Below are 24,310 nucleotides of genomic sequence, written 5' to 3'. Positions count from 1 at the left end.
CTTTTAATTTAAATATATTTTGAAAGGTTATTTATTATGACTATTCAAGGACAGAATAAGATTGGAAAAATGCATTTCTCAAGCTTAACTGTATGAGATTACTTTTCAGACTGTCAAATGACAATCTGGAACTGAAAACTCCAGCTCTATATCGCCTCTGTAGTGAAACTACGGCTTTCCAGCACTTTCAGCATGGCATCGGCCGTGTCCAAGGCTGTGAAGAGTGGTACTCCGTGCTCAATAGCTGAGCTACGGATAATTTGACCATGCTTGTCAGCTGTCCGCTTGGTTCCGACTGTGTTGATAATAGCTTGAACCTTGCCCTTGCGGATATAGGCTGGGATATCTTTGTTATCATCACTGCCGATTTTTTCCACCAGACGGACGTGTAGGCCATGATTTTCAAAATAGGAGGCTGTTCCCTTGGTTGCCCAGATACCATAGCCAATATTGGCAAAACGCTGTGCCAGCTGCAGGGCTTCTTCCTTGCTGTCGTCTGCGATAGTAAAGACGACATTTCCAAAGTTTGGCAGATGGAGATAGGAAGCCTCAAAAGCCTTGTAGAGCGCTTTTTCCAAAGTGCGGTCGCTGCCCATAACTTCGCCGGTAGACTTCATTTCAGGTCCCAAGAGACTGTCAACCTTCGCCAGCTTGGTAAAGGAGAAGACCGGTGCCTTGATATGAACCATGGAACTTTCTGGATGAAGGCCGTCTTCATAGCCCAGCTCTGCCAAAGTTTCCCCAAGAATCAAACGAGTCGCTACTTGCGCCATCGGAATATCGGTCACCTTGGACAAGAAAGGAACAGTCCGGCTGGCCCGTGGATTGACCTCGATAACATAGACCTGCTCATCCTTGATGACGAACTGAATATTCATCATACCAATACAGTTGAGTCCCAGAGCCAAACGTTTGGTATAGTCTGCAATGGTATCCTTGACTTTCTGCGATAGGGTTTGCGGCGGATAGGCCGCCATGGAATCCCCTGAGTGAACTCCTGCCCGCTCGATATGCTCCATAATCCCAGGAATCAAGACCTGACGACCATCAGAAATAGCATCAACCTCACACTCATCACCGACAATGTAAGAATCAACCAAAACCGGATGGTCTGGACTGGCCTTAACCGCTGTCCGCATATAAGAGCGTAGATCCGCTTCGTTTTCTACGATTTCCATAGCACGACCACCCAAGACATAGGAAGGTCGCACCAGAACGGGGAAGCCAATCTTACGAGCAGCCTCTACTGCTTCCTCTTCATTAGTGGCTGTCTGACCCGGCGGCTGCGGAATATCCAGTTCCTTCAGCGCTTGCTCAAAGAGATCCCGGTCCTCAGCTCGATCCAAGTCCGCTACTTGGGTACCTAAAATCTTAACACCTGCCTTGGACAGTGGCTCTGCCAGATTAATGGCTGTCTGCCCACCAAACTGTACGATAACTCCTTTAGGCTGCTCCAGCTCAATGACATTCATGACATCTTCAAAGGTCAGCGGCTCAAAGTAGAGCTTGTCAGAGACAGAAAAGTCAGTCGATACAGTCTCTGGATTGCTATTCATGATAATCGCTTCATAGCCAGCTGCCTGAATAGCCTTTACAGAATGAACAGTCGCATAGTCAAACTCGACCCCCTGTCCGATTCGGATAGGACCAGAGCCCAGCACCAGAACTGATTCCTTGCTGGATTTGACAGATTCATTTTCAAAGCCATAGGTAGAATAGAAATAAGGCGTCGCAGACTCGAACTCAGCAGCACAGGTATCCACCATCTTGTAAACCGGCACAATCTTCTGCTCCTGCCGGATGCGACGCACCTGCTCGGCTGTCATGTCCCACAAGGCTGCAATCTTAGTATCCGCAAAGCCATTTTGCTTGGCTTTCTTGAGCACATAGCTATCTCCGATATGACTGGCCAGCTCCTGCTCAATTTCGTAAATATGGAGCAGCTTATCCAGAAAAAAAACATCAATCTTAGTCAACTCAGCAATTTCATCCGGACTGTATCCGCGGCGAATGGCCTCTGAGATATAGAAAAGTCGGTCGTCTTGCGCCTTGACAATCTTCCTCATCAGCTCGTCATCGCTTACTTGACTGAGAGCAGGCAACTCGTTGTGGTCCGCACCAACTTCAAGAGAACGGCAAGCCTTGAGCAGACTCTCCTCAATATTGCGGCCGATAGCCATGACTTCCCCTGTCGCCTTCATCTGGGTTCCCAAACGTCGCTCACCCTGCTCAAATTTATCAAATGGAAAGCGTGGAATCTTAGCGACTACATAGTCCAGAGCCGGCTCAAACATAGCATAGGTAGAGCCTGTCACTGGATTGATGATTTCATCCAATGTAAGTCCGACTGCGATTTTCGCCGCCAACTTGGCAATCGGATAGCCAGTCGCCTTAGAGGCTAGGGCTGATGAGCGGGAAACCCGCGGATTGACCTCAATGACATAGTACTTAAAGCTATGCGGGTCCAGAGCCAGCTGCACATTACAGCCCCCCTCAATCTTCAGCGCACGGATAATCTTGAGGCTGGCGTCCCGCAGCATCTGGTACTCATAGTCTGAGATGGTCTGACTAGGTGCAAAAACGATAGAATCACCTGTGTGGATGCCGACTGGATCAAAGTTTTCCATATTACATACGACCAGCGCATTGTCGGCACCATCCCGCATGACTTCGTATTCAATTTCCTTAAAACCTGCTATAGAGCGCTCAATCAGACATTGAGTAACTGGAGAGAGTTTGAGGCCATTCTCTGCGATTTCCTGCAGCTCTTCTTCATTGCTACAGATACCACCGCCAGTTCCTCCCAGTGTAAATGCCGGACGGACAATGACTGGATAGCCGATGCCAGCCGCAAATTCCAGCGCTTCATCCACTGTATTGACAATTTCTGACTCAGGGATGGGCTGGCCAAGTTCTTCCATCAGCTGCTTGAAGAGATCCCGGTCTTCCGCTTTGTCAATGGCCGATAACTTGGTCCCTAAGAGTTCCACTCCCAGCTCTTCTAAAAGCCCTGACTTGGATAATTCCATAGCCATATTGAGTCCAGTCTGACCGCCCAGAGTAGGCAGAAGAGCATCTGGCCGCTCCTTACGCAATATCCGCGCAACAAACTCCAGCGTGATAGGCTCGATATAAACTCGGTCTGCAATTTCCTTGTCCGTCATGATGGTCGCTGGATTAGAATTAACCAAGACAACACTGTAGCCCTCTTCTTTCAAGGACAGGCAAGCCTGAGTCCCAGCATAGTCAAACTCCGCAGCCTGACCAATAACAATCGGACCAGAACCGATGACCATAATTTTCTGAATATCTTTACGTTTTGGCATAGTGCACCTCTCAATCTTGCTTCCTAGTAAGCCTGATGGGCATCCATCATTTCCATAAACTCATCAAAGAGATAATCTGCATCATGCGGTCCCGGCGCAGCATCCGGGTGGAACTGCACAGAAAAAGCTGGATAGTCCCGATGGCGCACACCTTCGACAGACTTATCATTGATTTCTTCATGAGTCACAATCAGGCATTCTGGCAAATCCTCACGACTGACTGCATAGCCGTGATTTTGACTTGTAAAGTCAACTCGGCCTGTCGCAATCTCACGTACCGCATGGTTGAAGCCACGGTGGCCGAACTTCATCTTATGCGTCTTTGCACCATTAGCCATGGAGAAGAGCTGATGTCCCATGCAGATTCCGAAAATTGGAATCTTGCCCTGAACACCACGAATCATGTCCAGAGCCTCCGGCACATCTTCCGGATTTCCCGGTCCATTTGACAGCATGACGCCGTCAGGATTGAGCTGGAGAATTTCCTCAGCTCTGGTATCATAAGGTACTACTGTCACACTACAGTTGCGTTTGGCTAACTCCCGCAGGATAGAATGCTTGAGACCGAAGTCCACTAATACCACACTGCGACCCGTTCCCGGAGCTGGATAAGACTGCTTGGTAGACACCTGCTTGATGTTATCAGTCGGCAGAACTGTAGCCTGAAGCTGGTCTTGCAAATGCTCAATACTATCATCCGCATTGGCAATGGTCGCCCGCATAGTTCCATGCTGTCGGATAATCTTGGTTAGCGCCCTTGTATCAATTCCCGAAATGCCTGGTATCTTCTTGATTTTGAGGAACTCATCCAAAGACAATTGCTGGCGCCAATTGCTTGCACGACGTGCATACTCATAGACCACCACTCCCTTGCAGGTTGGCAGAATGGATTCATAATCGTCCCGGTTGACACCATAATTTCCCACCAAAGGATAGGTAAAGGTCAAAATCTGGCCGTTATAAGACTGATCTGTAATCGATTCCTGATAGCCAGTCATGCCTGTGTTAAAGACGATTTCGCCTGTCACGAAAAGATCCGCTCCAAAAGCTTCCCCATCGAAAATCATGCCATTTTCTAATATTAAAAGTCTCTTTGCCATTCTTCCCTCCTGTCCAAGATGCAGACCGCCCATGACCATCCACATAAGATATATAATAATAGGGAGTGGGATTGCTTTACATAGCCTCACCCACTCCCGGCCTACTGTCCGAGATTATTGACGGCCTTTCAGAACTGCTTCGATAATAGCCATTCTGACAAAGACGCCGTTGGTCATTTGTTCAACGATACGCGATTTTGGTGCTTCGACCAGATGATCCGCAATTTCTACATCACGGTTAACTGGAGCCGGATGCATGAGAATCGCCGTATCTTTCATGCGATCATAGCGCTCTTGAGTCAGCCCATGCAGTCTGTGGTAATTTTCTTTAGAAAAGATGGACTCGTAGTCATGGCGCTCATGCTGCACGCGCAGGAACATCATGACATCCACTTGATCAATCACCTCATCAATGGTGACAAACTTACCATAGTCCGCAAACTCTTGGCTCCGCCATTCTTCCGGACCAGCAAAGTAGAGCTCTGCACCCAAGCGCTTGAGAATCTGCATATTTGACTTAGCCACGCGCGAATGGTCCAAGTCACCAGCAATCGCAACCTTGAGTCCTTCAAAGCGACCAAACTCTTGATAAATAGTCATCAAATCCAGCAAGCTTTGGCTAGGATGCTGACCAGAACCGTCTCCACCGTTAACAATAGAAGTCGTAATGGTCGGGCTTTCCACTAGTTCTTTGTAATAGTCCACTTCTGGGTGGCGAATGACACAGACATCAACGCCTAGGGCAGACATTGTCAGGATAGTATCATACAAGGTTTCTCCTTTGTTGACTGAGCTGGTCTTGACATCAAAGTCCAGAAGATCGCAACCTAACTTCAACTCTGCTACTTCAAAGGCCTTGTGGGTCCGTGTAGATGACTCAAAGAAAAGGTTAGACACGATATGCTGCTCATCATAATGGACTTTAGCGCCATTTTTAAATTCGATTCCGCGTTTAATCAAGGCCATAACTTCTTCATTTGACAGAGTTTCCATAGAAACAAGGTTCTTAAGAGCGATTTGATTGGATGACATGATGTAATTCTCCTTTATATGAAAGAATGAGGGCTTCCCAGAGTGCTGCAAGTAAAGTCGCTCTGAGAGCAAGCTATTTTTGAACGAAAGTTAATGATTTAGCGCCTAGCTCAATCCTTGGGCTCAGGCAGGACAAGATAGAGGACAATTCCCAGAATAGTTGACAAGGCAACTCCTGAGATTTGCAGACCAGACAGCTGCAAGGTCAGACCACCGATACCGGATACCAAGATGACACTGGCAATCAAGAGATTCTTTTTATTGTCAAAGTTGGTCTGTGCTTCGATCAGAATCTTGAGACCGCTCGAAGCAATTACCCCAAAGAGGGCGATGGAAATACCACCCAGCACAGGACTCGGGATGGATTGGAGCAGGGCTGAGACCTTACCCACAAAGCTCATGACAATAGCCAGCACTGCTGCACCTGCAATGACATAGACGCTGTAGATTTTATTGAGCGCCATAACTCCGATATTCTCTCCGTAGCTAGTCACTGGCGGTGCTCCAAAAAGTCCTGCAATAATCTGAGCCAGACCATCTCCAGTCAAGGTCTTGTCCAGTCCTGGATCCTTGAAGAAGTCCTTACCTATCAAGCTATTCAGCACCATGACATGCCCGAAGTGTTCTGTCATGGTTACAAAGGCGATAGGCGCCATAGTTAAAATCGCACTAGGGTAAAATTTCACATCGTAGTCCAAGAAAGGCAGACTCATAGGCGGAAGGTGGAACCAAGATGCTTCTCCTACCTTGGCAAAAGACACAATTTCCTGCCCAGTCACAGCCCCTAGAATCAAGCTAAAGATGTAGCCGACTATCAAGCCCAGCAAGACTGGAATGATTCCCACAATCTTCTTACCATAGATATTAAAGAGGATGACTGCCAAGAGAGTAACCATACCGATAATGAAGTAGGTCAAATCATAAACCTTTTCGCCATTAGCTACAGTCTTGTTCATCACATCGCTAACAGCTGTCCCAGCCAAGCTCAGACCGATGACCATGATGATGGGGCCAACTACTACTGGCGGCAACACCTTATCAATCCAAGCATTGCCAGCAAACTTAACAATCAGTGCTACAATAAAGTAGACCAAACCACCAGTGATGGCTCCCTGTGCAACCGCTCCGATACCATCTGTCTTCATCAGCATCTGCATGGCTGCAATATAAGCAAAGCTGGATCCCATGTAGGCTGGAATCTTGTATTTGGTAACAGTCAGATGGGCCAGTGTTCCCAGACCGCTGGAAAAAAGAGCTACCGCTGGGTCAATTCCAACCAGAATTGGCACCAAGACTGTCGCCCCAAACATGGCGAACAAGTGCTGAAAGGATAGCCCTAAAAGCAAACCTGGCTTTGGCATATCATGCACATCATACTTAACATCTTGACTCATTTAGCTTATTACTCCCCCATAATCAACACGCGATCTTGACCGTCTGTCTCAGTCACCTCAACAACAATCTCCTCAGTTTGGCTAGTCGGAATATTCTTGCCGACATAGTCTGCCCGTATCGGCAGCTCGCGGTGACCACGGTCAACCAAGACAGCCAGACCAACACGAGACGGCCGCCCATGACTGACCAGATTGTCGATAGCCGCTCGAATGGTTCGTCCTGTGTAAAGAACATCATCAATCAGGATTACTTGACGGTCGGTAATATCCACTGGAATCACTGTCGTATCTTCCTCAACCTTGATATCATCTCGGAAAGGCTTGGTGTCTATTTCTGCGACTGGAATATCGATATTCTCCAACTGAGCCAACCGCTTCTGAATCCGGTAAGCCAAGTGAACCCCGCGGGTCTTAATCCCAGCCAAGACCACTTGGTTTAAGTCCTTGTTGCGCTCAATGATTTCATAGGTAATCCGCGTAATCGCGCGATTCATGGTGATGTCATCGACAACCTCTTTTGTTTTCATTCTTTCCTCCTCAAACAACAGAAAAAGTCTCCTTATACAAGGAGACTTCAGAAAAATCTAGTCAGGCAAGCTAAAACAAGACGCACTTGCTTACACTCCACCCATCTTTTTACTTGCTCCTTGTCTATCTCTCTGGATAGAATTAAAGGATTATTTAATTTTTTATACTATATCACAATTTCAAAACTATTTCAAGAAAAAAATTGTATTTTTTCTGCTTGACTGGGTAAGGATTAGTGACTAGCCTCTTTCTCCGCCTTTTCCTTATCTTTTGGATCCGTTTGATTTTCTTTGTTTTTTGCTTGAGCTGTCGCATCTTTTAATTCAGGATTTTCAGCAGTTGGCACTTCTTCTGATGATGGTTTAGAAGAGTTTTCTGAATCCACCGTTCGCTCATTTAAGTCCTCTTCAGGAGTTCCAGCTGGATACTCATTATCGTTTGAAGCTCCTTGGCCGCTTGCTTCAACTGAGGCTGGCTTATCGGATGCTGGCTTCCCTTGGACATCTGCCTTATTAGGCTCACTTTGCTTAGGCTCTTCCTTCTTTTCGTCCTTTGCATCAGCCGGCTTATTATTATCAATGCTGCCACCCTGAACATCTGGAAAATGCTGCGCCAAAGCTTTCGGAATTTTATTTTCGTTCAATTCAAGCTCTTCTTTAGGGATGTGATTGTCGCTGACATTGATATAAGTCACCGTCTTATTTGGTTCCTGCAGCGCTAAGGTTGTGATTTTATTCTTGTTGACAGCCAGATTGTCTAAAGACCTAAACTGATTAATTCCTTCCAAGTTTTTCAGCTCATTCTCAGCCAAGTTTAAATTCTTCAAGGAAGACTGAGCGGCTGGAATGTTCAAAGATGTAATCTTGTTTTGACTTGCGGATAAGGTAACTAAGTTCTTAGCAGCTTCAACTCCTGCCAGCGAAGTCAGACGATTTCCATTTAGGCTCAGAGTTGTCAGATTTGGATTAGATTTCAGGAAGTTCAAGCTCTCAACATTGGAATTGTCAGCTGTTAATTCTTCCAGATGGGAAGCTTTGAGGGTATTGAGATTTAAGTTTGGATTGTTGGATAAAAAAAGCCTTGTTAAATCTTCTTTTTGGCTCAGAGCAGAAATATCGTGCAGTTGATTGTGCTCTAAACTTACCGCTTTTAATTTTGCAAGCTTGGTCAAAGCAGAAATATCAGAGATATTATTGTAGTCAAGGTTCAATGACTCCAGATTTTTCAACTTCGCAAGCGGTGAGATATCGGTAAGGTCATTTCCCGCTGCTGCCACTGTTTTGAGGTTCGGATAACGCTTCAAGAAAGATAAATCAGTGATGCCATTCTGGGAAATGTCCAAGCCTTCCAAGGTCGGAATTTCTTTTAAGAAATCATAGTTGGTAACGCCTGTCTTTGTCATCCACAGCTGTTTTAAATGTTTAAATTGCAGCACTGGTCTGATGTCCTTTATCGGAGTAAAGCCAATTCCCAGAACTTCAATATTTGGCATCAGTTCTAAGCCTTTTCGCTGCAAAGGGTCTTTGCGCTGGCCGATATTTAGATACTTCACAGTTGCCAGCCAGGCTTTCATCTTTTCCGTATCCGTCTCACCTGATGGGAATGGGGTATCTGCCGTAGCATGTAAAATATCTTCAATGATTTCATCATCAAATCCTAGAGCTTTCAAGGTTGCCATACCAACTGCGTCATGAGCATGCGGATTTCCATGAGGGTCAAAAGGCTTGCTCGGATCAATCTCACTGACCAAAGTCGAATGGCTATGATCACCATGTGGATAGATAAATACCTTTCCTTTATCTGTATCGCTCACCTGAATCAGACTTTCATCGATTCCTAATTGCTGAGCCAAATAGGCCTTTTTCTTGGCAATTTCTTCTTCCTCGTCTGATGGACTTGGCGCAGGCTCAGGTGTAGGAGCTGGCGACGGTTCTGGTGAAGGCTGTGCTTGCCCTTGCCGGCCATAGTAGGCATCTTCAGCAGCTTTCTTATGTTCCGCTGGAATCAATGACTCCCAAGGCGAAGCAATCAGCTGCTCATAGGGGATAAAATGAGTATGACCGTTATGATCTGCCAGCAAGCCAGTAGCCAACTTGCCGGTTACTCCGGTACCTCTAAATAAGAATCCATCACTTGTAGGATAATCAATCCCAGCAAACTGGCGTTTAGTTGTCCCTTGCTGCTGGGGAACAGAAGGTCTAAGCGTTGGCTGATAAACAGGTCCAGTAGTATTGCTAGGCGGCGTTGGACGATAACTCGGTGCTTGAGCAAGATTCCCCACAGACTGCTTCAAAATATAATGAAAATGATCCCCGTGACGCACAACATAGCCGTATTGGTCTTCTGATACAATGTCTCTAGGATTAAAAACATAGCCATCATCAGCAGTGCTCATTTGATTTGCCAGCTGAGGGGAGCCTGCAGGCACTTGTCCATCTTTTGGTATCAGATAGGCCCATTTACTATTCTTTAGATCAGAATAAAAAATAAAGTGCGTATGGCCATCATGCTCTAAAATCAAACCTTCACTAGTTCTAGCTTTAATTTGAGACTCACTTTTGAAGAGAAAACCATCATCCGTCGGCTTATCAACACCAGGAACTTGTCCTTTTTTGGTCGCCTTACTTTTCTTCTTCACTTCTTGCTTGGTCTTCACCTTCTCTTGACTGCTTTCCTGTTGAGATGTCTGAGATTGACAAGCAGCCAAGCAAAGATTACAAGCTAGAATGATCCCTGCTAATCCTAACAGTTTTTTATTCTGTTTCATTCTTTCCTCCTTTTTGTTTAACTGGTTAATCGTTAACTAGTTAACTATATCATACAAATCTGATAATGGCAAGAAAAAATCGAAACAAAATAAAAAACAGAGCAAATCTGTTTTTCATCTAAAATTCACATGTCACTCTGAAGCTTTTTTCTTTGAGAAAGAGATGGACTTTATCCCGTAAAAGACAAAACCAAAAACCAAATAGGCCGCAAAGATAATCAGAGACATCTTGATGACATAGGGCCAGCCTTTCTTAAAGACATTGAGGAAAAAGTAAGGAAATGGATTGTCCTTGGATCTTGGAATATCTATTTTCAAGAAAAAGCCATTAAAGAGAGCAAAGGCCATGTAGACCAAAGGCACACTCGTCCAAGAAATCGGATCAAACCAACGGTACTGACGCGACTTGTCAAAGATTACTGTATCCAGAAGAAAGGCCAAGGGTACTACGTAATGACACAGAAAATTCTCCAGACGGTAAAAATCTGTCGCAATTGGGGCTAGCAAGAGGTGGTAAACGACGCAAGTAATCATGATGGACATGGTTACCCCGCCCTTGATTCTCAAGATTTTCGGCGCTTTCCAAGCATCGCCAGATCTCGTCATCAGATAGACCAGATAGCCCGTAAAGAGCAGGACCAAGAGATTGGACAAAACCGTATAGTACATGAGCATGCCCACGCCATACTTAGTGATTTCCAGATACACCCCTAGAAAGGCCAGGATAAAAAGAATAATTCGATAAATTAAGATAAAACGACGATTCATAGAGACCTCAAATTTTCTTAACAAACTCTGACTTGAGCTTCATCGCACCGAAGCCGTCAATCTTACAGTCGATATTATGGTCGCCTTCTACGATGCGGATATTTTTCACGCGCGTTCCCTGCTTGAGATCCTTGGGTGCTCCTTTGACCTTCAGGTCCTTAATCAAGGTAACTGTGTCACCATCAGCCAGCTTATTGCCATTAGCATCAATTGCAACTGGTCCTTCTTCTGCTTCTTGGACCTCAGCTGGATTCCACTCATAGGCGCACTCTGGGCAGACCAAGAGCGTTCCATCTTCGTAGACATACTCTGAATTACATTTGGGGCAGTTTGGTAAGTTGTTCATTTTTTCTCCATTTCTAGTCAAGGCTGCTAAATTTCCATACCAGCCTTCTATATATGATTAAGCTCTTCTTTCATTTTTCAAGTCCATCAGAACACTAAACGATGTGAAGGCCAACTAAATCCTGAAAATCTAGTTTACTCCTATTTCCACACCTTTCTAGTATAAGCTATTTTAAGCATTTTGACAAATCTCTTTTAGGATTTCCTACAGGTCTTGACCTTTCTGCAAAAACAGTGTACTATACTAGTGTATATACAGATAAAAAGGAGTCACTATGAAACCAAAATCTAAAAATCAGTTTATGACACTGACCGCTTTTTTGACTGCACTAGCTATTGTTATCCCACTAGTTATGCCAATTAAAATTGTCATTCCGCCCGCTTCCTTCACCTTAGCCAGTCATGTCGCTATCTTTTTGGCTATGTTTATCTCCCCTCTCATGACGGTGATTGTTGTGATTGGTTCTGCTATTGGGTTTGGAATGTCCGGACTTCCTTTTATCATCACGCTCAGAGCCCTATCCCACTTGCTCTTTGCTAGCATCGGCGCTCTTTATCTGCAAAAGCACCCGGACACACTGGACAGCCAGAAGAAGACTTGGATATTTAATTTCCTACTAGCCTTGATTCATGCCTTTGGCGAAGTGGTCGTCTGCATCCTCTTTTACACGACTTCTGCCTATCCGGCCAATGCTTTCTATATCTTATTTGGTCTGGTTGGACTTGGTACGGTCATCCATAGCATGGTCGACTTTGTCATTGCTAAGTTCATCTATCAAGCGCTGAAAAAGATTCGCTAGAGCTTGAAGATTCCTGACTTTTGGTTTACAATGAAGCTATGACCAAGCAAAGACGAGAAGAACTATTAAACCTTTTGAAAACATCATCTGCTGCCCTCAATGGCCAGTCACTTGCGGAGCATTTCCATGTGACCAGACAAATTATCGTGCAAGATATTGCCCTCTTGCGGGCAGACGGCGCACCCATCCTCTCAACCAATCGTGGCTATCTTTATAAAGACCGCCAAGACAGCACTGCTGTTCATCAGCTCTTCAAGGTTAAGCATGGGGCTGAGGATATGGAGGACGAGCTGCTGGCTATAGTGGATAATGGCGGACGCGTACAGACTATTTTGATTGAGCATCCAGTTTATGGCGAAATCCAGACTTACCTGAAGCTGACCTGCCGCCGCGATGTTCAACATTTTCTGCAACAAGTCTCATCCTGTGCCTTTCGCCCTTTATCTGAGCTGACAGATGGAGTCCACTATCACCTAGTACAAGCCGACTCCCAGCAGGATTTGGACTATGTAGAAGCCGCCTTGAGAGACCTAGGATTTTTACAGGATAAATAACAAGCAAAAAAAGACTGATTAGGCCTCAACCTAGTCAGTCTTTTTAGTACATACTCTTGCGCCAACCACCTTTTATGCGCTCGTGATAGTAATATTCTGACAGTTCCTCATCTTCCATCATACGCAGAAGTTCTAGCATATCGTAGGCTAAGTCCAGCTGAGGCAAGGTTTCCTTGTCTACCCAAGAGATCTCGCCCTCTTCAGTCGAATGAATCTGACCGGAGAATTCGGTCGCTTTGTAGCAAAAGACGATGTAGCGAATCCCCTCATCCGTATGCCAGTTCTTTACCCCGACCAATTTCGGATGAGAAATAGTCAACCCCGTTTCCTCTAAAATCTCACGGACAACTGAATCATGGAGAGATTCTCCCTTTTCAATATGACCACCCGGAAAAGCATATCCAGACCAACGATAGTGCTCAGGAGAGCGATACTGCATTAGGACTTTACCTCGCGCCTTATCTTCGACAAGGCAGATGTTTGTTAGGATTGTTTTTTGGGAACGTGACATGGATTCACTCGCTTTCTATTTGTTAATATTCATCTCGATATTTTACTTCAGACTTCATCATAAAAGGATTAACTAAATCGTGGTATTCACGATAACCATGAAGCAAAGTTCCTCTAACGATGATAACTTCTCTATCTACTATTCTAAAATCTACTGTAATGGAATGCGTGAATCTTCTATAAAAGAAAAAGCTAAAAGTGAAACACCCCAGATACAAAAAACTACAAAAGCACTAAGGAGCTCTAGGATAAGATGACGCTTTTGATCTATCTTTGATTTATAAAATCGAGCCCATAAATGCAACAACAAGGTTAAACCAAGACAAAGCAACCAGATATTCCACAAAGTTGGAATAAATGCTAAACCAAATGTTAATAAAATAAGATGGAAAATGACAAAGGATAACAAGGCAAGATAAGCCATTCTAAACACATTTAAATATTTCAAAATAATTTTTCCTCTTCTCGAGATTATGACTAGATCTAAAACAGGCTATGGATTTGCTCACTTTCTAAGTTATTAAAACATATCTTCGTTATATTTCACTTCTGACTTCATGATAAAGGGATTGATCAATTCATGATGTTCATAGGTACTATGGACCACAAAACCTCTGACAATGATGATTTCATTATCTTGTATATGATAGTCTATATTGATGGGCATGGCTGGATTCGGAATGATTGACAAAGCAAAGAATGCCGAAAACCAAAGATAAAGTGCCACTAGTGCACTGAATAATTCAAAAATGGGGTGATACCAATGAAAATCTCTTATCCTAAAAAAGACTATCCAAGAATGGATAAAGAAGGTCAAACAAAGAATAAAAAACCAGGCATTCCACAAAACCGGAGTAAAGGATAGACCAAAAGCTAACAAAATCAAATGAAGAATGACAAAGGTTAGCAAGGACAGATAGAGTGTTTTAAATGAAAATAACTTAGAGAGATTTTCTTTGGTCACGTTTTTTCCTCTTTTTTTCATTATATTTCAAAATCAACATCGTTAACGCTGGTATGAAGAAAAAGATTAGATAGGTAGCAATCGGAAACCAAACATAGCGAGGATTCAAGTTCCACAATGGTGGCAGAAATCCCTCTTCGTCTTCTAATTCTATTCCTATAAAATAATGCAAAAGAAAAAGTAGACCATTAAGATAAAGAAAAACTTCTGAAAAACCTTTCAACGTGTTGAAGCCTTCTTCTCTTAGACTTCCAAACCAGGAATAATATGGAAGAGCAATCAAGAAAACCAAATTTATATACAAAGGGCTAACATATTTAAACTCTCGAAGCGGACCCGGAATTGACTTATTTCCAAATGTTAAAAATCCCACTCCAATCGCAACCATAATAAAGAATATATAACCTAAAAGAGCTTCTACTATCCAATGTTTTTCCAACCAAATACTAAATTTATTTCCCTGAGCTTTTACTTTTCTTTTGTTTTTAGTTTTCTTTTTGGTTTTACTTTTCATTCACCAACTCCACAATCTTCTGGAAAGTATTGCCATTTCGGATAGTCAGTTGCTTGTAGAAACTAGACTTGAGCAGTTTCTTATGGTAGTTGGACTTGAGATAGTCCGCTTGGTCAGCATTGCTATAAAAGAAAGCCGTCTGGCCAAAATGCAGCTGCTCCTTGTCATTAGCCCAACTGCCTGCGAGCTCTTGAACACTTTCCCTGTCTACTTCTGGCAGATAAAAGAGAACATCTCGCCGAAAGGCTGTTTCATCCTGCCACCAAGTAGGCAGATTTACTGTTTCTTTTTCAAGCATGGCAGAGCTGACAAGGACAAAAGGCAGAGGGAAATCGTAAGACTGACTGAAATAAGCCGACAAGATCTCCCGAATCCTCTCCTCCTGCTCCTCGCTATCAAAGAAGAGGTTGCCGCTGTTAACGTAGGAAACTGGATTTTCAAACCCCAACCCAGTCAAATCTTTCTTCAAATCAGCCATAACGACCTTGTTTTTCCCGCCGACATTGATGCCGCGGAGTAAAAGTGCATAACGCATATAGTGCTCCTTGTTTGTATGTTTTAAAACAGTTATTTTCTCTAACGATAGGGAATTTTCGAACTCTCTATTACTATATCAGGATTGGCAAGTTTGAGATAAGGAGCAATATAGTCTGCATCTGTAACCTTTGGACCTAGAATGACTTTTGAGTATTTCAAAGGAGCCAGATTAATGTATACAAATAGATCGTATCTGCCATTATCTTTCGGGCTTAATACTATATACTTCCTAAAATCGTTATAGTTAACTTTATCAAAAATTTCTAACCCAATATCTTCTTTCTTCAAGGATTTATCATTTAATAAATCCTTATTTTTATCTAAACTTTTATTATGATTTTCAATAAGTGTTTTTACAGAAGTATCATCTAGATTGATTAGAATACGATACTCCATCTCATATTCGTAATCTTTTACTTTAAAAAGATAAGAAATCTTTTTTAATTTTTCCGCCAAGTCACTTAGTGGAGTTTCACCTTCAAACTCTTGCATTTTTTCAAAAATTTGTTTTAGAATATCTAGGGCTTTACCAACATCTGATTCATCTTTAGCGCCAGAATTCAAATCTAAGTAATGAATTTTAACAAATTCAATGGATTTATGAGCAACAATATGTTCAAGATAACTCATGTCATATTCAAGGAATGCTCCTTGACATGAATCTGCGTATTCTTTCCACATAGGTAGGCTATCAGAAACTACAGTTAAGGAAGATATAAACACATTGGAAGTTTGATAGTTATGGAAAAATGTATTATCAATACCCAAGTAATCGTGTATTGCCCTTCCTTCCATTGGATCGTTTAACTGTTTTAGATTAGTAAGTCGTAAAAATGGAGGTTGAGTTTCAGAATTATTTTGATTTTTCCAGTCTGCTTTTATAAGAAAATTTGTTAAAGTATCAATCTTAGTATAATGTCCAAAAGAGCCGATTGTTTTTAAATCTTTAGAAGCAATAGTCAAATTAGAACGAATATCATCAATAATAACTTCTGCTTGATTCAAAAGTTCCTTGTAATTTTCAGACAGTATAAATCCAGAATCACTCTCTTTTTTTAAAATGGCGCCTTCATCACTACTATGACGCTCATCATACATTTTAACTAATTTAATTGCTTGATCTCGAATTATATCAGAATCATTTTCTTTTGCTATCTTTCGAATCACTTCTATTGAATCTTCAATTATGTCATCAAAATATCTTGATACAAAATCCAAATATTTCCCAACACTATAAGATTGAGGGTTATTAATACAATAGTTACTAATTGTTTCGAGATGTTCAATTTTAAAAATAGACAACAACTCATCTAATTCAAAATACCAATATGCAATGTCTTTAAAATTATTATCTTTAAATATGAAGTTAATGAATGATTCTAATTCCCTCTTAAAATAGTCTCTTCTTTCTTCTGGCAAACTATTTTGTTCAAATAATTTAACAAAAACTGAAAGTATATCTGAAAAAATTATTTCACTATTTTCTATATTATAGTTACATATTAAATCAAGAATTTTAAAGAAATAACTCTCATTTTCAAACAATATACAATAATCTTCATACTCTTTTGTTTGATACAAATAATAATACAAACTTGTTAAAAATTCAAAACTTTCAAACCAATTAAATGACTGGACATTATTTAATAATATTTTATTTAGTGTAACTAATATATTTTTTGCTGTGGTCTTATCTATTTTTTCTATTAAATTCATACAAACATACAAGACACGTTCAGCATATTTTAATTGTTCTTCTTCAGATAACTTTAAATATTGATTAATATAATTTTTAAGTTCATATTTCAGTTTTTCTTCATTTAAGGAATCAAAATAATCTTCTAATTCAGAGCCACTAAATTTATCTGTAAAATAATTTATCCGTTCCATTTCATCTCCTTCCCAAACCTAATCCATTGCCTTTATTTCTAATATCATATCGCGAATCTGCGCGGCCAGCTCGAAGTCGAGGAGTCCGGCAGCTTCTTGCATTTGGCCTTCCAGTTTCTTGATCATGTCCTTGCGCTCTTGCTTGCTGAGGCTTTCGATTTCGACGGTTTCTTCCTTGTCTGGCAAGGCAGCCTTGGTCACACTGATTAGGTCGCGGATTTCTTTCTTAATGGTCTGCGGTACAATGCCATGCTCTTCATTATAAGCCATCTGGATTGCCCGACGGCGGGCAGTTTCATCAATAGCCCGCTGCATGGACTGGGTCATAGTATCTGCATACATAATCACATGCCCCTCACTGTTGCGGGCTGCCCGGCCAATAGTCTGGATAAGACCGCGTTCGTTGCGGAGGAAACCTTCCTTGTCCGCATCAAGAATTGCCACCAGACTAACCTCGGGAACATCGATTCCCTCGCGCAGCAGGTTAATCCCAACCAGAACGTCAAAGACACCCAAGCGCAGGTCTCGGATAATCTCGGTCCGTTCCAAAGTCTTGATGTCTGAGTGCATGTACTTGACCTTGACACCCATTTCCTTGAAGTAGTCTGTCAAATCTTCCGCCATCTTCTTGGTCAGGGTTGTGATAAAGGTCCGCTCATTCTTTTCGACACGAGCATTGATTTCGCCCAAAAGATCATCAATTTGCCCCATGGTTGGACGGACTTCCACTTCTGGATCCAGAAGCCCTGTCGGCCGGATAATCTGCTCAATAACAGTATCCGTCTGTTCATTTTCATAGTCGCCCGGCGTAGCCGATACATAGACAATCTGGTGAACATGGCTCTCAAACTCCTCCCGGCGCAGCGGACGGTTGTCCAAGGCAGATGGCAGGCGGAAACCATAATTAACCAGCATCTCCTTCCGAGAGCGGTCGCCATTGTACATACCCCGAATCTGTCCCATGGTCATGTGACTCTCATCAATCATAATCAAGAAATCATCAGGGAAAAAGTCCAGAAGGGTATAAGGCGGCTCTCCTTCGCTCCGACCATCCATGTGGCGAGAATAGTTCTCAACGCCGTTTGTATAGCCCATCTCGCGCAGCATTTCGATATCGTACTCTGTGCGCTGCTTCAAGCGCTGGGCTTCCAGCAGCTTGCCTTCCTTCTCAAAAATAGCAAGCTGCTCCTCCAGCTCGGCCTGAATCTTGGCAATGGCTACTTCCATGTGGTCTTCATTGGTCACAAAGTGAGTGGCCGGGAAGATGGCCAAATGGTCCACCTCACCCAAGACTCGACCTGTCAAGGCTTCAACCTCACGAATCCGGTCAATTTCATCTCCGAAAAACTCTACCCGAAAGGCATGCTCATCACGAGAAGCTGGAAAAATCTCCACCACATCACCACGAACCCGGAATTTCCCCCGCTGAAAGTCAATGTCATTACGCTCAAACTGGATATCAACCAAATCATTAAGCAGCTTGTCACGGGAAATCTCTAGACCAGGACGCAGGCTAACTACGCTATCGGAGTATTCCTTTGGCGATCCCAGACCATAGATACAAGAGACAGAAGCCACGACAATCACGTCATTGCGCTCCAAGAGGGCAGAAGTCGCTGAGTGACGGAGCTTATCAATCTCGTCATTGACCGAGCTATCCTTTTCGATATAAGTATCGCTGGAGGGCACATAGGCCTCCGGCTGGTAGTAATCATAGTAGGAAACGAAGTATTCCACTGCGTTATTAGGGAAGAATTCCTTGAACTCACCATAAAGCTGGCCGGCCAGCGTTTTATTATGGGCGATAACCAGTGTCGGCTTGTTGACCTGAGCGATAACCTGACTCATGGTATAGGTCTTACCAGTACCAGTCGCCCCCATGAGAATCTGGGCCTTCTCACCCCCCTCAATATTATCCACCAGCTGCTCGATAGCTTGGGGTTGATCACCCGAAGGCTCATACTTGGAAACCAATTCAAATTTATTATCTGTTATTCTGTTAATCATCTTTTATTCCTTAAATTGTGCTTCTATCATTTTACCATATTTGCCCTATTTTCTCTGGATTTGGGTGTAGGTAGAATGGTCACGCTTCTACCATCGTCTGTCCCAGGTCACACATTTCATTTAAAGACATAAAAAAGGCCCAGCTCAACTGGGCGGAATGGTTATTTCTTAAAGATCAGCGCCTGAGGCAGGCGATTTTCTTTTTTGAGTGACCAGTAAAGAAAGGCAATGCAGCCAATCAGGACGATACTGGCAAAAATAGATCCTTCAGCACCAAAAGCCCCACCGGATAGCAAATCCACAGAAGATTGTGAGCTATAGTTCAAGATTGAGGTAGATGCTCCTTGACCACTGACCTGAATACCATAGATATTTCCTTGCACAAAATTCCAAGCGCCGTGCATACCAGCCAGTACCCACATATTGTCATACTTGAGCATAAGGAAACAAGCAAAGATACCGTCTAGTATGATATTGACAATAGAAAGAATACTCACACCAGGGTTAAAGAGGTGCAGAGCCCCAAATAGAGCACTGGAAATCAAGATACCAATGAAGATATTTGACTTAGCGCTAACTGCTGGAAAGAGCCAACCACGCGTCACTAGCTCTTCTGTCCCACCTTGGAGAATCCAGAAAGGAATGATAGCTACAACAAAAATCAAAGACTGCAAGTTAAGCTGACCTAATTTCAGACTGCCTGTCCCCGTTACCAAGAGCAAGACAACAACCAGTGAAAACTGAACGGCTCCGATAAGGAAGCCTTTAAGGAGATTTTTGAACCAGTCTTGTTTATAGAATCCCAGACTAGAAAAAGGACGCTTCTCACGATATCGAACCCAGAGAAAAACTGCTAGGGCGATAAAGAAGAAACCAGCTAGCTGAAAAAAGACCGTATAGTGACTAATGGCTGCCATTGCTTCTGTCCGATTAATCGTCGGATCTGCAAAGCCAAATAAGAGTCCGACAATGATACCAATTGGCAACATTCCGACAAAACTTAAAATTCCTCCTCCATAAACAAAGCCTATAGCAATCAAGATAGCCAACCAAATCGGCGGATTATAACGCGATTGCTTGATAGCATCCAACATACGAGATTTAAACATAAAATTATTCCTTTCCGCATTTTAATTTATTATAGCATATTATTTTAGGGCGAGCAAAAGAGAACCGTTCGCACAGTTATTGTGTCTTCCCTACTAACTCTGTCAAACTGCCATCTTTTTTCATCCTGAAAAGCAAGTAAAGCACGGCTAACAAGAGAATGAGCGAGCTGAAAATAGAGGCTTCAGCACCGAAATCTCCACCAGTCAGCCAGCTCGAGTCCGTCTTAGGTATAAAGTTCAGTACTGCCGCGTCCACACCAGTACCACTAACGCTGAAACCGTAAATATTACCTTGGCTAAAGTTCCAAGCAGTATGAAGTCCTATAATCCCCCAGACATTGTCCGTCCGGAGCAGATAGAGACTTGCAAAGAGGCCAAATAAGGCAATGTTAAGAATGGGAAGAACGCCAATATCTGGATTGCCTAGGTGCAAGAGTGCAAAGAGCAGGCTCGAAGTCAGTAAACCGATGGGGAGATTGGTCTGTTTGACAGCAACTGGCAGCAGCCAAGCACGTGTCACTAGCTCTTCTGCTCCACCCTGAATCATCCAAAGCGGAAGCAAAATCAAGATATAGAGAAAAGGTTCCAGTGTCATCTGTCCCCATTCAAAAGAGCCAGCTCCGCTCAACAGCATAAGCAGAGCGACTAGACTAAAGAGGAGAAAACCTGCTGCCAATCCTTTGACCAGCTCCACCAAGCTTCCTTTTTTGACAAAGCCCAGAGTCGCGAGCGGTCGTCCTTCAGCCCAGCGCACCCAAAGAAAAAGAGCCAGTATCATAAAAACAAAGCCGAACAAAAGAAAAGGCAGCGCAAAATTGAAGAAAATTTCAAAGAATCCGCCTTGACCTAAGAAACCTAGCATAAGACTAAGTACAGCAGAAATCGGCTCCAAAGCCAGATAGGCCAACTGCTCTCCTCCTTGCACGAAAACAACTGCCAGCAAAAGAGACAAAATATAAGGAGGGACAAAGCGAGCTTGATTGATTCCGTCCAAGATACGTGACTTTTTCATAAGAACCTCATTCTATCCTTGCTTTCATTTATTTCCAGTATAGCAGACTTTGCTCTAAGAACAAAGAAAAGTTGCGGCTCAACTTACAAAAACAGAGAGTTTATATGTCAGAAAACCTAACATAAAAATAGGGGAAATTTGCCTAATCAGTGATTTTTTGCTATAATGCTAGAATGCTAAAAAGGAGGAAGAAAATGAAGAAAAAATTCTTAGCAGTCTTGCTAACATTATTTCCATTTTTTGCGTTAGGGGCGACAGCCCAGGCAGATACGGTCAAAATCGTATCCGATACTGCTTACGCACCATTTGAATTTAAAGATTCTGATCAGACTTACAAGGGGATTGACGTTGATATCATCAACAAGGTCGCAGAAATCAAGGGCTGGGACATTGACATGAGCTTCCCAGGCTTCGATGCAGCTGTCAATGCCGTCCAAGCTGGCCAAGCGGACGCTATCATGGCTGGTATGACCAAGACAAGCGAGCGTGAAAAAGTCTTTACCATGTCTGATACCTACTACGACACCAAGGTCGTTATCGCGACGACCAAGGCAAACACCATCAGCAAATATGAACAGCTGAAAGGGAAGAAAGTCGGTGTCAAAACCGGTACAGCTGCCCAACGTTTCCTTGATAAGAACAAGGATAAGTACGGCTTCACTCTCAAAACCTTTGACACAGGTGACTTGATGTATAACAGCCTTTCTGCTGGTGATGTTGATGCAGTGATGGACGATCAGCCTGTCATTGAGTACGCCATCAATCAAGGCCAAAACCTGAAAATTTCTATGAAGGGTGAGGCTGTTGGAAGCTTTGCTTTCGGTGTCAAAAAAGGCAGCAAGCACGAGCACTTAGTTACTGAGTTTAACGAAGCTTTGGCGCAGATGAAGGAAGACGGCAGTCTGGAAGAAATCATCAATAAATGGACTGCTTCTAAAGGCAGCTCTGACTCAGCTGTTCCAGAGACTTCTACTCCTGCCGGTCAAAAAGCTACTCCGACAAAAGACAAATACATCATTGCCAGCGACTCATCTTTTGCTCCTTTTGTCTTCCAAGATGACAGCAACCAATATACTGGTATTGACATGGAGCTGATTAAGGCTATTGCCAAAGACCAAGGCTTTACTGTGGAAGTAACCAACCCTGGCTTTGATGCAGCTATTAATAGCGTTCAGACCGGTCAGGCTGACGGAATTATCGCCGGCATGTCTGTCACTGATGCTCGTAAGAAAACTTTTGACTATTCTGACCCTTACTATACAGCCAACTCTATCTTGGCAGTCAAAGACAGCAGCAATATCAAGTCCTACGAGGAACTCAAGGGCAAAACCGTCGGTGTCAAAACCGGTACCGCTTCTCAGACTTTCCTTGAGGAAAACAAGAGCAAGTACGGCTACTCTATCAAAACATTCTCGGATGCAGCTTCCATGTATGACAGCCTTAATACTGGCTCCGTCGCAGCTGTGATGGATGATGAGCCTGTTGTCAAATACGCTATCAAACAAGGCAAGAAGCTTAAAACACCTATTGAAGGTACACCAAGTGGTCAAGTCGCTTTCGCAGTTAAAAAAGGCAGCAATCCTGAGTTGATTGAGATGTTTAACAATGGACTGGCCAACCTGAAAGAAAGCGGCAAGTACCAAGAAATTTTAGACAAGTATCTGGCTAGCGAGGTAAAAGAATCCACTGTAGATGAGTCCACTATTTGGGGCTTGCTGCAAAACAACTACCAAGAACTTCTTAAAGGTCTTGGAGTGACGATTGCTTTGGCTCTGATTTCATTTGCGATTGCTATGGTCATCGGGATTATCTTTGGTATGTTCAGCGTCAGCCCTTATAAACCGCTGCGCTGGATTGCAGAAATCTTTGTCGATGTCATTCGTGGTATTCCACTGATGATTGTGGCAGCCTTTATCTTCTGGGGTATTCCTAACCTAATCGAATCCATGACTGGTCAACAAAGCCCAATCAACGCTTTCGTTGCAGGCACCATCGCCCTCTCTCTCAATGCCGGCGCCTATATCGCTGAAATTGTCCGCGGGGGTATCCAGGCCGTTCCCGTTGGACAGATGGAAGCCAGCCGCAGCTTGGGGATTTCCTACTCCAAGACCATGCGGAAGATTATCCTGCCACAGGCAACCAAGATTATGCTGCCAAACTTTGTCAATCAGTTTGTCATCGCACTCAAGGATACAACGATTGTCTCAGCTATTGGACTGGCCGAGCTCTTCAAAACGGGTAAGGACATCATCGCCCGCAACTATCAGAGTTTCCGGATGTATGCTATCCTAGCCGTGCTCTATCTCATCATTATCACGCTCTTGACCCGCTTGGCAAAACGCTTAGAAAAGAGGATTAAGTAATGGCAAAATTAAAAATCGATGTGAACGATCTTCATAAATACTACGGGGAAAACGAAGTCCTAAAGGGGATTACTGCTAAATTCTACGAGGGAGATGTGGTCTGCATCATCGGTCCTTCTGGATCTGGTAAGTCAACCTTCCTGCGCAGTCTCAACCTGCTAGAGGAAGTGACCAGCGGGACTATCACGGTTGACGGCTTTGATCTGACGGACAAAAAAACTGATGTGGATCTGGTCCGTGAAAATATCGGTATGGTCTTCCAGCACTTCAACCTCTTCCCGCACATGACTGTTCTGGAAAATATCACCTTTGCTCCTGTTGAGCACAAACGCTTGACCCAAGACGAAGCAAATAAGCTGGGTATGGAGCTTTTGGAAAAGGTCGGCTTAGCTGATAAGGCAGATGCTAGTCCAGACAGCCTGTCCGGCGGTCAAAAGCAGCGGGTAGCTATTGCTCGCGGTCTGGCTATGAATCCAGATATCATGCTCTTTGACGAGCCTACTTCTGCCCTTGACCCTGAAATGGTCGGCGACGTTCTAAACGTTATGAAGGATCTGGCCCAGCAAGGTATGACCATGCTGATTGTGACCCATGAGATGGGCTTTGCCCGTCAGGTAGCCAACCGCGTTATCTTTACCGCTGATGGTGAATTCCTAGAAGACGGCAAGCCTGACCAAATCTTTGACAATCCGCAGCATCCACGTCTTAAAGACTTCTTGGACAAGGTACTGAATGTATAAAACCAAACGAAGAGCCAGCTTATATGCCGGCTCTTTTCTTGTTTCAAAAT

General features: G+C 43.5%; 21 protein-coding genes. 4 read left to right on the top strand and 17 right to left on the bottom strand.

Annotated features, from left to right (window positions below):
- Nucleotides 1-146: 146 nt before the first annotated feature.
- The 8 genes from carB to RYK49_RS02820 form a co-directional block, all read right to left on the bottom strand.
- On the bottom strand, nt 147-3,326 hold the full coding sequence (gene carB / locus RYK49_RS02855) for a carbamoyl-phosphate synthase large subunit (protein WP_314864804.1): 3,180 nt from the start codon (nt 3,324-3,326) through the stop codon (nt 147-149).
- A 23-nt stretch (nt 3,327-3,349) separates the two neighbouring features.
- The gene (locus RYK49_RS02850; RefSeq protein WP_314864802.1) at nt 3,350-4,426 is read right to left on the bottom strand and encodes a carbamoyl phosphate synthase small subunit; all 1,077 of its coding nucleotides are present in this window, start codon (nt 4,424-4,426) and stop codon (nt 3,350-3,352) included.
- A gap of 114 nt (nt 4,427-4,540) precedes the next feature.
- A complete protein-coding gene (locus tag RYK49_RS02845; protein WP_048772785.1) occupies nt 4,541-5,458 on the bottom strand; it encodes an aspartate carbamoyltransferase catalytic subunit in 918 nt (305 codons plus the stop codon).
- A 110-nt stretch (nt 5,459-5,568) separates the two neighbouring features.
- Nucleotides 5,569-6,852: a solute carrier family 23 protein gene (locus tag RYK49_RS02840; protein WP_314864800.1), complete on the bottom strand. Its 1,284-nt coding sequence runs from the start codon at nt 6,850-6,852 to the stop codon at nt 5,569-5,571.
- Between the two features lie 8 nt (nt 6,853-6,860).
- Nucleotides 6,861-7,379: a bifunctional pyr operon transcriptional regulator/uracil phosphoribosyltransferase PyrR gene (pyrR, locus tag RYK49_RS02835; RefSeq protein WP_048772781.1), complete on the bottom strand. Its 519-nt coding sequence runs from the start codon at nt 7,377-7,379 to the stop codon at nt 6,861-6,863.
- Nucleotides 7,380-7,612: 233 nt separating this feature from the next.
- Nucleotides 7,613-10,147 carry a pneumococcal-type histidine triad protein gene (locus RYK49_RS02830; RefSeq protein ID WP_314830946.1) on the bottom strand — a complete coding sequence of 845 codons (2,535 nt, stop codon included), beginning with the start codon at nt 10,145-10,147 and terminating at the stop codon, nt 7,613-7,615.
- Between the two features lie 132 nt (nt 10,148-10,279).
- A complete protein-coding gene (locus RYK49_RS02825) occupies nt 10,280-10,915 on the bottom strand; it encodes a Pr6Pr family membrane protein (protein ID WP_314830947.1) in 636 nt (211 codons plus the stop codon).
- Between the two features lie 7 nt (nt 10,916-10,922).
- On the bottom strand, nt 10,923-11,261 hold the full coding sequence (locus tag RYK49_RS02820) for a zinc ribbon domain-containing protein YjdM (protein ID WP_002897401.1): 339 nt from the start codon (nt 11,259-11,261) through the stop codon (nt 10,923-10,925).
- A 274-nt stretch (nt 11,262-11,535) separates the two neighbouring features.
- Here RYK49_RS02820 and RYK49_RS02815 point away from each other — a divergent pair, with 274 nt between their 5' ends.
- Together RYK49_RS02815 and RYK49_RS02810 are read left to right on the top strand one after the other, a co-directional pair.
- Nucleotides 11,536-12,060: a membrane protein gene (locus RYK49_RS02815; protein ID WP_002906384.1), complete on the top strand. Its 525-nt coding sequence runs from the start codon at nt 11,536-11,538 to the stop codon at nt 12,058-12,060.
- A 20-nt stretch (nt 12,061-12,080) separates the two neighbouring features.
- Complete coding sequence (locus RYK49_RS02810) at nt 12,081-12,614, top strand: transcription repressor NadR (protein ID WP_314830948.1); 534 nt, start codon at nt 12,081-12,083, stop codon at nt 12,612-12,614.
- Nucleotides 12,615-12,657: 43 nt separating this feature from the next.
- On the opposite strand, the gene RYK49_RS02805 is transcribed toward RYK49_RS02810, so the two are convergent.
- The 9 genes from RYK49_RS02805 to RYK49_RS02765 all read right to left on the bottom strand — a co-directional run bounded on the left by RYK49_RS02805 (nt 12,658) and on the right by RYK49_RS02765 (nt 21,157).
- Nucleotides 12,658-13,125 carry an 8-oxo-dGTP diphosphatase gene (locus tag RYK49_RS02805; RefSeq protein ID WP_314830949.1) on the bottom strand — a complete coding sequence of 156 codons (468 nt, stop codon included), beginning with the start codon at nt 13,123-13,125 and terminating at the stop codon, nt 12,658-12,660.
- A gap of 150 nt (nt 13,126-13,275) precedes the next feature.
- Nucleotides 13,276-13,572 carry a hypothetical protein gene (locus RYK49_RS02800; RefSeq protein WP_399555389.1) on the bottom strand — a complete coding sequence of 99 codons (297 nt, stop codon included), beginning with the start codon at nt 13,570-13,572 and terminating at the stop codon, nt 13,276-13,278.
- A 72-nt stretch (nt 13,573-13,644) separates the two neighbouring features.
- Nucleotides 13,645-14,088: a hypothetical protein gene (locus tag RYK49_RS02795; protein ID WP_314830950.1), complete on the bottom strand. Its 444-nt coding sequence runs from the start codon at nt 14,086-14,088 to the stop codon at nt 13,645-13,647.
- Nucleotides 14,066-14,602, bottom strand: coding sequence for a hypothetical protein (locus tag RYK49_RS02790; protein WP_314830951.1), 537 nt, complete (start codon nt 14,600-14,602; stop codon nt 14,066-14,068). Before RYK49_RS02790 ends, RYK49_RS02795 begins: the two co-directional genes overlap by 23 nt.
- Entirely contained in the window at nt 14,592-15,137 is a 546-nt protein-coding gene (locus RYK49_RS02785; protein WP_314830952.1) for a DUF1697 domain-containing protein, read from the bottom strand. The genes RYK49_RS02790 and RYK49_RS02785 overlap by 11 nt, the downstream gene beginning before the upstream one ends.
- A gap of 41 nt (nt 15,138-15,178) precedes the next feature.
- Complete coding sequence (locus tag RYK49_RS02780) at nt 15,179-17,029, bottom strand: DUF2971 domain-containing protein (RefSeq protein WP_314830953.1); 1,851 nt, start codon at nt 17,027-17,029, stop codon at nt 15,179-15,181.
- Nucleotides 17,030-17,047: 18 nt separating this feature from the next.
- Complete coding sequence (uvrB, locus tag RYK49_RS02775; RefSeq protein ID WP_314864798.1) at nt 17,048-19,036, bottom strand: excinuclease ABC subunit UvrB; 1,989 nt, start codon at nt 19,034-19,036, stop codon at nt 17,048-17,050.
- A gap of 161 nt (nt 19,037-19,197) precedes the next feature.
- Entirely contained in the window at nt 19,198-20,145 is a 948-nt protein-coding gene (locus tag RYK49_RS02770; RefSeq protein WP_314864796.1) for a type II CAAX endopeptidase family protein, read from the bottom strand.
- A gap of 76 nt (nt 20,146-20,221) precedes the next feature.
- Nucleotides 20,222-21,157, bottom strand: coding sequence for a type II CAAX endopeptidase family protein (locus RYK49_RS02765; protein WP_314864794.1), 936 nt, complete (start codon nt 21,155-21,157; stop codon nt 20,222-20,224).
- Nucleotides 21,158-21,351: 194 nt separating this feature from the next.
- Between RYK49_RS02765 and RYK49_RS02760 the strand changes: the two genes are divergently transcribed.
- Both RYK49_RS02760 and RYK49_RS02755 read left to right on the top strand, forming a co-directional pair.
- On the top strand, nt 21,352-23,520 hold the full coding sequence (locus RYK49_RS02760) for an ABC transporter substrate-binding protein/permease (protein ID WP_314864792.1): 2,169 nt from the start codon (nt 21,352-21,354) through the stop codon (nt 23,518-23,520).
- A complete protein-coding gene (locus RYK49_RS02755; protein WP_002895249.1) occupies nt 23,520-24,260 on the top strand; it encodes an amino acid ABC transporter ATP-binding protein in 741 nt (246 codons plus the stop codon). The genes RYK49_RS02760 and RYK49_RS02755 overlap by 1 nt, the downstream gene beginning before the upstream one ends.
- The last annotated feature ends 50 nt before the right edge of the window (nt 24,261-24,310 follow it).

The organism is uncultured Streptococcus sp. (assembly GCF_963525625.1).
Lineage (GTDB): Bacteria > Bacillota > Bacilli > Lactobacillales > Streptococcaceae > Streptococcus.
Note: the sequence above shows the minus strand (reverse complement) of the source record. Positions and strands in the feature narration are given on the sequence as shown.